The organism is Cryobacterium sp. TMT2-15-1 (genome assembly GCF_004402345.1).
In the GTDB taxonomy this organism is placed as follows: domain Bacteria; phylum Actinomycetota; class Actinomycetes; order Actinomycetales; family Microbacteriaceae; genus Cryobacterium; species Cryobacterium sandaracinum.
This window is the reverse complement of sequence record NZ_SOGD01000006.1, coordinates 87,733-100,408: the sequence shown is the minus strand read 5'-3', so window position 1 is coordinate 100,408 and position 12,676 is coordinate 87,733. Positions and strand designations below refer to the sequence as shown.

11 protein-coding genes are annotated in these 12,676 nt (G+C 65.7%); 6 read left to right on the top strand and 5 right to left on the bottom strand.

All coding sequences use genetic code 11. The annotated features are described in order from the left end of the window. The 3 genes from E3O62_RS00995 to E3O62_RS00985 form a co-directional block, all read right to left on the bottom strand. The coding region (locus E3O62_RS00995) for a biotin/lipoyl-containing protein (protein ID WP_304990527.1) at positions 1-427 on the bottom strand (427 nt) is incomplete at its 3' end. A 70-nt stretch (positions 428-497) separates the two neighbouring features. After that, positions 498-1,868, bottom strand: coding sequence for a dihydrolipoyl dehydrogenase (gene lpdA, locus E3O62_RS00990; RefSeq protein ID WP_134397248.1), 1,371 nt, complete (start codon positions 1,866-1,868; stop codon positions 498-500). 99 nt (positions 1,869-1,967) lie between these two features. Next, the gene (locus E3O62_RS00985; protein WP_134397247.1) at positions 1,968-3,455 is read right to left on the bottom strand and encodes a leucyl aminopeptidase; all 1,488 of its coding nucleotides are present in this window, start codon (positions 3,453-3,455) and stop codon (positions 1,968-1,970) included. Between the two features lie 96 nt (positions 3,456-3,551). Here E3O62_RS00985 and E3O62_RS00980 point away from each other — a divergent pair, with 96 nt between their 5' ends. The 5 genes from E3O62_RS00980 (at position 3,552) to E3O62_RS00960 (ending at position 9,405) form a co-directional block, all read left to right on the top strand. After that, positions 3,552-4,475 carry a proteasome assembly chaperone family protein gene (locus E3O62_RS00980; RefSeq protein ID WP_134395595.1) on the top strand — a complete coding sequence of 308 codons (924 nt, stop codon included), beginning with the start codon at positions 3,552-3,554 and terminating at the stop codon, positions 4,473-4,475. Positions 4,476-4,529: 54 nt separating this feature from the next. After that, on the top strand, positions 4,530-5,864 hold the full coding sequence (locus E3O62_RS00975; protein WP_134395594.1) for a nitrate/nitrite transporter: 1,335 nt from the start codon (positions 4,530-4,532) through the stop codon (positions 5,862-5,864). A 231-nt stretch (positions 5,865-6,095) separates the two neighbouring features. Beyond that, on the top strand, positions 6,096-7,403 hold the full coding sequence (locus E3O62_RS00970; RefSeq protein ID WP_241973236.1) for an RNA polymerase sigma factor: 1,308 nt from the start codon (positions 6,096-6,098) through the stop codon (positions 7,401-7,403). Positions 7,404-7,504: 101 nt separating this feature from the next. Continuing rightward, on the top strand, positions 7,505-8,680 hold the full coding sequence (locus E3O62_RS00965; protein WP_134397244.1) for a Mur ligase family protein: 1,176 nt from the start codon (positions 7,505-7,507) through the stop codon (positions 8,678-8,680). Beyond that, entirely contained in the window at positions 8,677-9,405 is a 729-nt protein-coding gene (locus E3O62_RS00960) for a type 1 glutamine amidotransferase (protein WP_134397242.1), read from the top strand. Before E3O62_RS00965 ends, E3O62_RS00960 begins: the two co-directional genes overlap by 4 nt. Positions 9,406-9,460: 55 nt before the next feature. Here E3O62_RS00960 and E3O62_RS00955 read toward each other — a convergent pair whose 3' ends face one another. Further along, entirely contained in the window at positions 9,461-9,697 is a 237-nt protein-coding gene (locus E3O62_RS00955) for a hypothetical protein (RefSeq protein WP_134373800.1), read from the bottom strand. 172 nt (positions 9,698-9,869) lie between these two features. Between E3O62_RS00955 and E3O62_RS00950 the strand changes: the two genes are divergently transcribed. After that, positions 9,870-11,951 (top strand): type IIA DNA topoisomerase subunit B, encoded by a 2,082-nt coding sequence (locus tag E3O62_RS00950; RefSeq protein ID WP_134395590.1) that lies wholly within the window; start codon positions 9,870-9,872, stop codon positions 11,949-11,951. Positions 11,952-11,969: 18 nt separating this feature from the next. Here the strand turns inward: E3O62_RS00950 and E3O62_RS00945 are convergent, their stop codons facing one another. Next, positions 11,970-12,668 (bottom strand): SDR family oxidoreductase, encoded by a 699-nt coding sequence (locus E3O62_RS00945; protein ID WP_134397240.1) that lies wholly within the window; start codon positions 12,666-12,668, stop codon positions 11,970-11,972. Between the last annotated feature and the right edge of the window lie 8 nt (positions 12,669-12,676).

Genomic DNA, 12,676 nt, shown 5'->3' with positions numbered 1-12,676 from the left:
CGACGGGCTCGGGAGCGGCGACCGGTGCGGGTGCCGCCACGGGTGCCGGTGCCGCCACGGGTGCCGGTGCCGCCACGGGTGCCGGTGCCGCCACGGGTGCGGGGGCCGCGACCGGTGCCGGCGCTTCCGCGATGGTCTCCGGAGCGTCCACCGGCACAGGCGCTTCCGCGACGGGAGTGGAGGCACCGGAACCGTCACCGATCGTGACCAGCGGAGTTCCGACCTCGACGGTCTCATCTTCCTGGACCAGGATGGCCTCGATCACGCCGGCAATGGGGGACGGGATTTCCGTGTCCACCTTGTCGGTCGATACTTCCAGCAGCGGCTCGTCGACTTCGACGCGGTCTCCCACGTTCTTCAGCCAGCGGGTGACCGTACCCTCTGTGACACTCTCACCGAGTGCCGGGAGGTTAACGGATTCGCTCATGCGATTGTCTCCTTCAAAACGTATTGTCTGTAATTAGAGTACTGAGTGTCTGAATGCAGAGGTTCGGCGGCTACGCGTGAAGCGGCTTGCCGGCCAGCGCCAGGAAGGCCTCGCCGAGTGCCTCGTTCTGGGTGGGGTGCGCGTGCAGGAACGGGGCGATGTCTTCCGGGTAGGCCTCCCAGTTCACCACCAACTGTCCCTCACCGATCAGCTCGCCGACGCGGGCGCCGATCATGTGGACACCGAGGATGGGGCCGTCCTTGACCCGGACGAGCTTGATGGAGCCACTCGTGCCGAGGATGGAGCTCTTGCCGTTTCCACCCAGGTTGTACTCGAAGGTGGAGATCTGGTCGGCGCCGAACTTTTCGGCAGCCTTGGCCTCCGAGTAGCCGACGGAGGCGATCTCCGGGTCGCAATAGGTGACCTTGGGAATGTTGAGGTCGTCGACGACGATCGGGTTGAGACCGGCGATCTCCTCGGCGACGAAGATGCCCTGCTGGAATCCGCGGTGCGCGAGCTGCAGGCCGGGGACGATGTCGCCCACGGCGAAGACGCCGGGAATGTTGGTCGCGAGGCGCTCGTCGGTCAGGACGAAGCCGCGGTCCATGGTGACGCCGACCTCTTCGAAGCCGAGTCCGGCGGTCGACGGGCCACGCCCGACGGCGACGAGCAGAATCTCCGCCTCGATGACGGTGCCGTCCTCCAGGGTGATGACGACGCCGTTCTCGTGCTGAGTGACGCTCTGGAACCGGATGCCGAGCGAGTATTCGATGCCGCGCTTGCGGAAGGCGCGCTCCAGCTGCTTGGAGATGGACTCTTCCTCGTTGGGAACCAGGTGGGGAAGTGCCTCGATGATGGTGACGTCGGCGCCGAAGGACTTCCAGACGCTCGCGAATTCGGCGCCGATGACGCCGCCGCCGAGCACGGCGACCTTCTTCGGGACGAACTCGAGCTCCAGGGCGTGCTCGCTGGTCATGACTCGACCGCCGATGGCGAGCCCCGGCAGGGAGCGGGAGTAGGAGCCTGTCGCGAGGACGATGTTCTTACCCACGATGGTGTCGGCACCGACCTGCACGGTGTTCGGCGAAATCAGTCGACCTTCACCTTCGATCACTGTGATGCCGCGCGATTTGATCAGACCCTGCAGCCCCTTGAACTTTGACGCCACAATACTCTTACGGAACGCGTTCACGGCGGGCATGTCGATGCCCTCGAACTGCGTTTTGACGCCGTACTTCGCGGCGTCGCGGCTGACATCGGCCACCTCGGCCGAGTGCAGGAGTGCCTTGGTCGGGATGCAACCGAGGTGCAGACAGGTTCCGCCGAGTTTGCCCTTTTCGATCAGGCCAACGGTGAGCCCCAGCTGAACGCCCCGCAATGCGGCCGCGTAGCCACCGCTTCCGCCGCCGAGAACGACAAGGTCAAAATTCTGTTCCGACACCCAGATACTCCCTCATACATCACAACTCGGTCGGCCCTCAGCGAGGATACGCATCCGGGCAGGCGAGAGTGGGCGAGATTTCTCGCCCACTTGACTGTACTACGGGCGCGAAAAATCCTCGGCCAGGCGGAGCAGAGTCCGAACCGAGATTCCGGTCGGCCCAGCATTCGTGAATCCCCACCCGCTGCCGGTGTTGTGGGCCGGCCCGGCGATGTCCAGGTGAGCCCACGGGATCGTCTCGGTGCCGTCCCCGTTGCCGCGGGTCCCAATGAACTCCTGCAGGAATACTCCGGCGAGCAGCATGCCGCCGTGGGTGCTGCCGATCTTCGCGTTGGCGATGTCGGCGACATCCGAGTCGAGTAGAGGGCGCAGTTCCGCGGGAAGCGGCATCGGCCACACCAGCTCACCCACCGATTTGCCGGCGGCGAGCACCCGGGCGACCAGGGCATCCTCACCCATGGCGGCGTAGTAGCGGGTGCCGAGTGCGACGAGGGCGGCGCCGGTCAGCGTCGCCACGTCGACGATGGCATCCGGGCACTCCTCGCCGGCCGCGACGAGACCGTCCGCAAGAACCAGGCGACCCTCCGCATCCGTGTTCAGCACCTCGACCGTGCGGCCTCCGCGGATCTGCAACACGTCGTTGGGTCGGATGGCCGAGCCGGACGGCATGTTCTCCGCGATGCAGAGCCAGGCGGTGATGCGCACGTTGAGCCCCAGGCGGGCGGCCGCCAGGGTCACAGCCAGCACCGTCGCCGCGCCGGTCATGTCGTATTTCATGCCGACCATGGATGCCGGCGGCTTCAGTGAGAGTCCGCCGGTGTCGAAGGTGATGCCCTTGCCGACCAGGGCAATGTGCTGCGTCGCGCCCTCCGGCGTGTAGCTGACCTTGACCAAGCGCGGCGGCCGACTGGAACCCTGGCCGACGCCCGCGATCCCGCCGAAACCATCCGCGGCCAGCTCCGTCTCGTCCCAGACGCGCACGGCGACGGGAAGGCCCGCGGCGGCGTCCATCGCCTGGCGCGCGAGTGCGTCCGGGTAGAGGTCGGAGGGCGGCATGTTGACCAGGTCCTTGACCAGGTTGACGGCCTCGGCGATGACTCCGACGCGGGCGGAGACTCCGGCCGCCTCCGCGGCGGCGTGCACCGTGATCTCCTGCGCCGGGACCCTGGTCGCGGCGAGCGAGTTCTGCCGGTACGCGGTGTAATAGTACGCACCGAGTGCGGCACCCTCCAGGACGGCCTCCACTTGGGCATCCGTGGTCATGGGGAAGGCAAAGGCAACCGAGGTCACGCCGGTCAGCTGGCGAACGGCCGACCCGGCGGCATGGCGCAGCGCATCGACCGTGGCCTCCTTGCCGATTCCGACAACGGCGATGCTGCGGGCGTTGCCGATCGACGCAGGCAGTCGCACCACCTGATCGCGACCGCCCGTGATACCCAGGGGCGCGAGTTGGTCCGCGAGGCCGGCGAAGGCGGCGTCAGCGAACAGGGCGGTGGAGTCGCCGGACTGGAGCGCCCCGACTATGAGAACGTCCACCTCCGATTCGAGGGCGGGTGCTGCGGATATGGTCAGGCGGGGTGCGGTCATCCACCGATCGTACGCTCCGGGTGTGTTCGCTCTCGGCATCACGACGGCGTCGTCGATTCCCGCACCGCCCGGAATTTGGCGCTTACAGTTAATGTCATGCGGGATCCTGGTGACATTTACGAGCTGACTGCGGACGCGGAAAACGTCCCGGAGGGGCTCCATCTTGTCGCGGGTGTGACGGGCTTCGCGGATGCCGGTGGTGCCGTCTCGCAATTCACCGAATATCTTCTGGAAACCCTTGACCACACCGTCGTCGCGACCTTCGACGCCGACGTGCTGCTCGACTACCGGGCGCGGCGGCCGATCATCCAGTTCGACCAGGACCACCTCACCGACTATCAGTCTCCCGCCCTGAGGGTGTACCAGGTCAGGGACGAGATCGGCCAGCCGTTCCTGCTTCTGACCGGCTTCGAGCCGGATTTCCGCTGGGAACAGTTCACCGCCGCGGTGCTGCAGCTCGAGCGCCGCTTCAAGGTGGCCTCCACAACCTGGGTGCACGCGATTCCGATGCCGGTCCCGCACACCCGTCCGATCGGCGTGACCGTCAGCGGAAACCGGTCCGATCTGGTCGAGAGCATGTCGGTCTGGCGTCCTAACACCCAGGTTCCGGCGAATGCGCTGCACCTGGTGGAATATCGGCTGCAGGAGGCTGGTACCTCCGTCGTCGGGTTCGTACTGCTGATCCCGCACTATCTGGCCGACACGGAATTCCCCCTCGCCGCCCTCGCAGCCCTGGACAGCACGAGTGCCTCCACCGGGCTGATCTTCCCCACCGATCGGGTGCGAGAGAAGAACCGCGAGTTCGTCGCCCGCATCGACGAGCAAGTGCGGGACAATCCCGAGCTGGGCAAGCTCGTCGGCACGCTCGAAGAGCGCTACGACGCCTATATGGAGGGCAGCACGCTGCGCTCCCCACTGACCGACGAGGCCGGCGAATTGCCCAGCGCCGATGAGATCGCCGCCGAACTGGAGAACTTCCTCGCCACCCGGCGCAGCAGAGACGACGGTTCGCCGGCCTGATCCGCCGAGCGTCGCCGTGAAGCCGGATGCTCCGGCGCGGGTAAGTTTGGGGCAATGAACTCGCGCCGCTCCTGGTTGATCTTTTACGTCGGATCGTTCGCGTACCTCTCCGCCGTCCTGCAGCGCTCTTCCCTCGGGATCGCCGGTGTCGCCGCTACTGAACGGTTCGGCGGGTCTGCCGCGCTGCTGTCCAGCCTCGCCGTCGTGCAACTCGCCGTCTATGCGGCGGCACAGATTCCGGTGGGAGTCCTGATCGATCGGTACGGGCCACGCGTGCTGGTCGCCACCGGGACAGCGCTGATGGTGGTCGGCCAGACCACGCTCGCCTTCGCCCCCGACATCCCGATTGCCGTGCTCGGGCGCATCCTCGTCGGTGCTGGCGACGCCGCCATCTTCATCTCGATGATTCGCCTCATCGCCTCGTGGTTCTCCGGACGCATCGTTCCTCAGCTCTCGCAGTGGCTGGGGAACATCGGTCAGCTCGGCCAGGTGCTGTCCGCCCTACCGCTGGCGTGGGTGCTGCACACCTGGGGGTGGACGCCGACGTTCCTCTCCGCCGCCGCGGTTGCCGTGTTGGCCCTGATCGTGGTCATCGTCGTGGTGACGGACCAACCGGACCGCGCATCCATGCAGAACCGGACCACCAGCTGGCGTGGCGCGCTCCTGCAGCTCACACACAGTTTCAAGCGGCCCGGAACCCAGCTCGGCTTCTGGTCGCACTACGTCACACAGTCCTCCGGAACCGTCTTCACCCTGCTCTGGGGATTCCCCTTCATGGTGTATGGACTGGGCTACGACACGTCCCTCGCCGCGGGGATGCTGATGGTCCTGGTGGGCGCCGGCATGGTGTGCGGGCCGATCCTGGGGATCCTGACGGCGCGCTTTCCGCTGCGCCGCAGCACCATCGTGCTCGGCGTCGTCGCGCTGATGGGAGCGGCCTGGGCCGCGGTGCTGCTGTGGCCGGAGCAGCCCCCGTTCTGGTTGATGCTCGTGCTGCTCGTCGCACTTGGCATCGGGGGACCCGGCTCGCTGATCGGCTTCGATTTCGCGCGCACCTTCAACCCCCAGCGCAGCCACGGCTCGGCGAACGGCGTCGTGAACGTGGGCGGCTTCACCGCCAGTTTCGTGATGGTCTACCTGATCGGGCTACTGCTTGACTTGCAGGACGGCTGGCGCATCGCAAGGGGGGAGGTGAGCGATCTGTATTCGCTCGACTCCTTTCGGGTTGCGTTTTCCGTGCAGTTCCTGGTTGTGGGACTCGGCGTGATTCTTCTGCTGCACGCCCGGGCCCGCACCCGCAGCAAGCTGTCCCGCGACGAGGGAGTGGAAGTCGCTCCGCTCTGGGTCGCCGTGGCGCGAGCCTGGCGCCTGAGGCAGCAGCCGGAATAGCTGCGCGCCTGGCTTGTCTCCTACACAAAGCATGCAATAATTGTCAATAGGGCCCGTTCTGGTCCTGGGAACAACGACATCAGTGTCGGTGTTAATAGCCTGGGACTTGACATGGGTCCTAGTACTGCCCAAAATCCACACTGCCCAGGCTCCTCTCCCGCCAGACCCACCCGGTCGGGACCCGCCTGGCAGCGCCGCAGGCTCCCGCGCCACGGCATGAGAGGTGTTCGAATGGCAACCCGCACAAAAATCGAGCAAACAGAAGAATCCACCGTGAGCGCCACTGAGGTTTCAGACGCCGTTGCGCCGGCACCCAAGGTCGCCGCGAAGAAGCCGACCAAGTCCGCTCTGGCCAAGGCCGCTGCTGCGGCCGCCGCCGAAACAAACGGTGAAGAGAAGCCCGCGCCGCGCAAGCGCGCCGCCAGCACGAAGGCGAAAGCCAAGCCGGCATCTGACGAACACGATGAGGCCGCACGCGGCGATGACGCGGATGCCGACGACGACTCCGACGAGGCCAAAAAGAAGCGCGCAGCATCCGCGGAGGCACTCCCGAGCGGTGCCCTAGTACTGTCCCTGGTCGACGACGACGACGAGGTACCGGTTTACTCCAGCGCAATCACCGGCGCGACGGCCGACCCTGTCAAGGACTACCTGAAGCAGATCGGCAAGGTTGCCCTGCTGAACGCCGCCGAAGAGGTCGAGCTCGCGATGCGCATCGAAGCCGGGCTCTTCGCCGAAGACAAGATGTCCCAGATGAGCGACGCCGAGAAGAAGAGTGCCCTCGGACGCGAGCTGATGTGGGTCGCCAAAGACGGCGCCCGCGCCAAAAGCCACCTCCTGGGGGCGAACCTTCGCCTGGTCGTCTCGCTCGCCAAGCGCTACACGGGCCGCGGCATGCAATTCCTCGACCTGATCCAGGAAGGCAACCTGGGCCTCATCCGTGCCGTCGAAAAATTCGACTACACCAAGGGCTTTAAGTTCTCCACCTACGCGACCTGGTGGATCCGTCAGGCGATCACGCGTGCGATGGCCGACCAGGCCCGCACGATCCGGATTCCAGTGCACATGGTCGAGGTCATCAACAAGCTCGCCCGCGTCCAGCGCCAGATGCTTCAGGACCTCGGCCGGGAGCCCACACCGGAAGAGCTGAGCCGCGAACTGGATATGACCCCGGAGAAGGTCGTCGAAGTCCAGAAGTACGGCCGCGAACCCATTTCCCTGCACACTCCGCTCGGTGAGGACGGCGACAGCGAGTTCGGCGACCTGATCGAGGACACGGAAGCCGTTGTGCCTGCGGACGCCGTCGGTTTCACGATGTTGCAGAAGCAGCTGGAAAGCCTGCTCGACTCGCTCTCCGAACGAGAGGCCGGCGTCATCCGCATGCGCTTCGGCCTCGGGGACGGCATGCCGAAGACCCTCGACCAGATCGGCGACACGTTCGGCGTGACGCGTGAGCGCATCCGTCAGATCGAGTCCAAGACCATGGCCAAACTGCGTCACCCCTCACGGTCGCAGTCCCTACGCGACTACCTCGAGTAGGGGTCGTTTTGCGCTACGCACCGGCGATTCTTCTGGGACGCGTCGTACGCAGAGTGGCCCGGTGGCGGAAGCCGGGCGGCGGATCCGCGATCCCCGGTCTCGTGGTGAACAGGATCGCACCCGGATTCCTTCCGCGCAGCCTGAACAGCTTTCCGGGCGGCCTGGTCATAGTCACCGGATCGAGCGGCAAGTCGACGACGACCAAGATGCTGGTCGCAGCGCTCCGTGCTCACGGCACCGTTGTCTTCACCAACCAGTCCACGGCCAACATCAGCCAGGGTCTGACCTCCGCGCTGCTCGAGCAGGCCAGCCTGAGCGGTCATATCGCGGGCGACATCGCCGTGTTGGAGATGGATGAGGGCCACGGAGCCCTGATCTCCGGTACGTTGACGCCGCGCGTCGTTGCGCTGACGAACGTCATGGTCGACCAGATCGACCGATTTCATGACTCGGACATGGTCGCGGCCATGCTCGCCAAGATCGCCGCCAGAGCCACCGGAACCGTCGTGGTCAACGCGGACGATCAGTACTTGAGCGACCTTGCCGCACGCCTACCCGTTTCCTCTGCAGTCGCGCGCTACGGCGTCTCCGCCGACGTTCTCGTGGACAATCCGCGGGGCTTGGGCTACAGCGCGACCACCGCCACCAGGCTGGACGCGGGGGAGGGGATGCTCCTCACCTCCGTGCAGGGCCGCCGCGCCACCGTGAGCATTGCGGGTGTGGATTACCCGCTCGGGTTGCCCGCCCGCGGAACGCACTATGCCGTCGACGCCCTGACCGCGCTGTGCACGGCGCAGGCCGCGCTCGGCGACCGCTTCGATCCGGTGCTGGCCATCAACGCCATCTCGGCCATCCCACCGGTCTTCGGCCGTGGTGAGATCGTCACGGTTCGAGGCAAGCAGGTTGAATTCGTACTGGTGCAGAACCCGGCCAGTTTCCAGCTGAACGTAGACAGCCTCGAGCCGAAGACCGAGCAGATCCTCATCGCAATCGGGTCAGACGTGCGCGACCCGTCCTACTTTTGGCCCGTCAACACCTCGGGTCTGGGCCGGGTCCGCATTGCATCCGGTTCGAAGGCGCACGAAATTGCCCTCCAGCTGGTGTACGACGACGTCGTCGTCGACCGCATCGAGCCGAACCTGGGACTGGCCCTGGACGATTTCCTGGCCCTGCCCGAACCGCTGACGGGTTTGAAGACGATCATCTTCTCGGCAGACTCCATGCGACGCACCAGGACGCACCTGGGGCTCGTCACCAACAGGGAGGAGCAGGAATGACCCGTCCGCTCTCGATCGTGTCGCTGCTTCCCGAACTCCTGGGCACCAACGGCGATGCCGCCAACGCTCGCGTTCTCGCCCAGCGGGCCCGATGGGCCGGTGCCGATGCCACGGTCGTGGAGGTGCGCTCCGCGGCCGATCTGCCGGACCAGGTCGATGCCGTCGTCGTCGGATCGGGCTCCGACTCCGACATGGTGCGTGCCAGGGATATCCTCGCGACGATGACCATGGAGCTGCGCACCTGGGCCACCGCGGGTGTCCCCATCCTCCTGGTCGGAACCGGCTGGGAACTTCTGAGCTGGGGTATCGAACTCGCTGACGGAACCGTTGTCGAGGGGCTGGGCATCGTGGCCGGTCGCGCTGTTCCGATGCCGGCACGGGCCACGGATGACATCGCGGTGGCCTCCCGGTACGGACGTTTGATCGGTTTCGAGAATCATCAGCGCAGCTATGTCGGAGGCGAGGCGTCGCCGCTCGGCCAGGTGCTCTCCGGAACGGGCAATGGCGCGGGTGCGGAGGGACTGGTCATGGGTAGCGTCGTCGGGACCCATCTTCACGGTCCCGTTCTCGCCAAAAACCCCGGACTGGCCGACCACCTGCTGCGTATGACCCTGTCCCGTATCGGGCACGAGTACTTGCCCGGTGACCATGCGCTGGCTGCCGACGACATGGCACGAGCCGCACGCAATCAGATTGCGGTGCGGCTCGGACTCTCCACGGAGTAGAGGCCCATCGGCCGGTCGCAGGACAACTCGAACTGCCTGGGGCCAACCGATACCGCTAGGAGCGCTGGTCCTCGAGGAGGCGGCTCGACTCGTCGTGCCAGCTTTCCGCGATGGCGGCGAGCTTCTCCTGGTGCTTACGGCCGTGGTGCGCGCAGAACAGCAGTTCGCTGTTGTTCACGACCACACGAATGTAGGCCTGGGCTCCACACGCATCACAGCGGTCTGCCGCGGTGAGCTGGTGGGGAGCCTTCTCGTGGTTGATGGCACCATTCTCGGCTGCGATCTGGGACATGGTTTCCTCCTCCAGACTGATACCATTTGATACCAATTTAACCTGTACTCAATGGAAACACGGTCTGGCAAGGTTATCGAGTCGGTTGCCCGTTATTTCGCTCACCGCGTAGCGCACTTCAATCGGGTGTTGATGACCGGGGGAGGGCGCTGGTTCGGTATTCTTGACCGTTGTGAGTTCTTCTGATTATTCCGCCCGCCATCTGTCAGTCCTCGAAGGGCTGGAAGCGGTTCGCAAACGCCCGGGCATGTACATCGGGTCCACCGACTCGCGCGGGCTCATGCACTGTCTCTGGGAGATCATCGACAACTCGGTCGACGAGGCACTGGGCGGGTTCGGCACCAGCATCGACATCGTGCTCCATGCTGATGAGAGCGTGGAGGTGCGCGACACGGCTCGGGGCGTTCCGGTTGACATCGAGCCGAAGACGGGACTGACCGGCGTCGAGGTCGTCTTCACCAAACTGCACGCCGGCGGCAAATTCGGCAGCGGATCGTATGCCGCGTCCGGTGGCCTGCACGGGGTAGGCGCATCCGTCGTCAATGCCCTGTCCGAGCGCCTCGACGTCGAGGTCGACCGTGACGGCAAGACCTGGGCCATGTCGTTCCACCGCGGCGAACCTGGGATTTTCGCGGACTCGGGAAAGAAGAGCCCCGACGCGCCGTTCACGCCTTTTGAGAAGCAGAGCGAACTACGTGTCATCGGCAAGGTCAAGCGCGGTGTGACCGGGACTCGGGTGCGCTACTGGGCCGACCGTCAGATCTTCACGAAGGGGGCGTCGTTTCAGACCGAGGAATTGCTCGAGCGGGCGCGTCAGACGGCCTTCCTCGTCCCGGGCCTGGGGATCGAGATCGCGGACGAGCGCACAGACGTGCACGTGCTCGAGTCCTTCAAGTTCGAGGGCGGGATCTCGGAGTTCGTCGATCACCTCGCCACCGATAGCCCGATCACCGACACCTGGCGACTGACCGGAAACGGAACCTTCCGGGAGACCGTCCCGGTGCTGACCCCGACGGGTGCCATGGTGCCCACCGAGCTGGTCCGGGACTGTGCCGTGGACATCGCCCTCCGTTGGGGGACAGGCTACGATACGGTCGTCCGCAGCTTCGTGAACATCATCGCCACCCCGAAGGGCGGAACGCACCAAGCCGGGTTCGACGCGGGCCTGCTCAAGTTTCTGCGTGCGCAGGTCGAGCTGAACGCTCGGCGGCTCAAAATGGGGTCGGACAAGCTGGAGAAGGACGACGTGATGGCCGGCCTCACAGCCGTGCTCACCGTTCGGCTGCCCGAGCCTCAATTCGAGGGGCAGACCAAGGAGGTGCTCGGCACCCCCGCGGTTCGCGCCATCGTGGCCAACGTCGTCGCCCAAGCCATGAACGCGCGTTTTGTGTCCACGAAGCGCGACGACAAGACGCAGGCCGCGGTCGTCCTGGACAAGATCGTGGCCGAGATGAAATCGCGAATCTCGGCTCGCGCCCACAAGGAAACCCAGCGCCGGAAGAACGCGTTGGAGAGCTCGTCCCTGCCCGCGAAACTGGTCGACTGCCGCAGCAATGATGTCTCGACGAGCGAGCTCTTCATCGTCGAAGGAGATTCCGCCCTGGGCACGGCCAAGCTCGCCCGGGACAGCGAGCACCAGGCACTCCTCCCCATTCGCGGCAAGATCCTGAATGTGCAGAAGGCATCCGTTGCCGACATGCTGTCGAACGTCGAGTGCGCGTCCATCATCCAGGTGATCGGCGCCGGATCCGGACGGAGTTTCGACCTGTCCGCGGCGCGCTACGGCAAGGTCATCATCATGAGCGACGCGGATGTCGACGGCGCGCACATCCGCACGCTGCTGCTCACCCTGTTCTTCCGCTACATGCGCCCGATGATCACGGAGGGGCGCGTTTTCGCGGCCGTACCGCCGCTCCACCGAGTCGTGGTGATGAACCCGGGCACGAAGCCGAACGAGACCATCTACACGTATTCGGAGGTGGAGCTTCAGGCCGTGCTCGCCGGACTCAAGAAAACCGGCAAGCGCTACCAGGATCCGATTCAGCGCTACAAGGGCCTCGGCGAAATGGATGCAGACCAGCTCGCCACGACGACTATGGAGCGGGCGCATCGCACGCTGCGCCGCGTGCGGGTCGCCGACGCGGAGATGGCCGGAAACGTCTTCGAGCTCCTGATGGGCAACGACGTCGCGCCGCGCAAGGAGTTCATCATCGAGAGCTCGGACAAACTGAGTCGCGACCGCATCGACGTGTGACGCCCGTGACCGGGGGGTCTACGAGTGGAACGATGTGCTGGCTAGGTCACGTTCGCCGTTGATGATGGCGTCGACAACGCGCTGGGCGACGACGACCGGAGAGTAGCCGGCCGGCAGGCGCGGGGCGTTTCCGGAGATCGGGTGAGTGGAGAGGTCGGTCTCGGTGTGACCGGGCCGCGCGTCCAGAATGCGGATGCCGCTACGCCGCAGTTCCCGGCCGGCGGCCTGTCCGAAGGCAGCGAGGGCGGCCTTGGACGCCGAGTATGCGGCGAGGTTGGCAGTGGGGCTCTCGCTGACGACGCCGCTGAGGGTGACGATAAAGGGCTCTCGCCCCTGCTCGGCGGATTCGCCCAGCGCGATCCGAGCCGCACGGAGCAGGCGGATCGGTGCCAACGTGTTCACGGCGAACAGCTCGGCGAGCGTCTCATCGCTCACCTCGATCGCCGGTCCGAAGGCAACCACCCCCGATGCGTTGACGATGCCGTCGAGCCGTCCGTTCACGCTGATCGCGTTGGCGACGAGGGTCGTGATTGCGTACGGATCGGCGAGGTCGGCGGCGAGCGGGGTTCCGGGGATCTGGAGCGCCTCAAGTTTCGCCTGGTTGCGACCGCTCAGGACGAGTCGGGCGCCGCCGGCAGCCAGAAGTCGGGCAATCTCACTTCCCAGACCCCCCGAGGCGCCGAGGACGAGAATGACGGAATCGTCGAGGTGTGTCATGTCGCCAC

Excerpts from the sequence above, each read along its gene's own strand:
- E3O62_RS00955 (WP_134373800.1), bottom strand. The coding sequence starts at position 9,697 with ATGTCCCAGATCGCAGCCGAGAATGGTGCCATCAACCACGAGAAGGCT.
- E3O62_RS00970 (WP_241973236.1), top strand. The coding sequence starts at position 6,096 with ATGGCAACCCGCACAAAAATCGAGCAAACAGAAGAATCCACCGTGAGC.
- E3O62_RS00980 (WP_134395595.1), top strand. The coding sequence starts at position 3,552 with ATGCGGGATCCTGGTGACATTTACGAGCTGACTGCGGACGCGGAAAAC.
- E3O62_RS00985 (WP_134397247.1), bottom strand. The coding sequence starts at position 3,455 with ATGACCGCACCCCGCCTGACCATATCCGCAGCACCCGCCCTCGAATCG.
- E3O62_RS00945 (WP_134397240.1), bottom strand. The coding sequence starts at position 12,668 with ATGACACACCTCGACGATTCCGTCATTCTCGTCCTCGGCGCCTCGGGG.
- E3O62_RS00975 (WP_134395594.1), top strand. The coding sequence starts at position 4,530 with ATGAACTCGCGCCGCTCCTGGTTGATCTTTTACGTCGGATCGTTCGCG.
- E3O62_RS00960 (WP_134397242.1), top strand. The coding sequence starts at position 8,677 with ATGACCCGTCCGCTCTCGATCGTGTCGCTGCTTCCCGAACTCCTGGGC.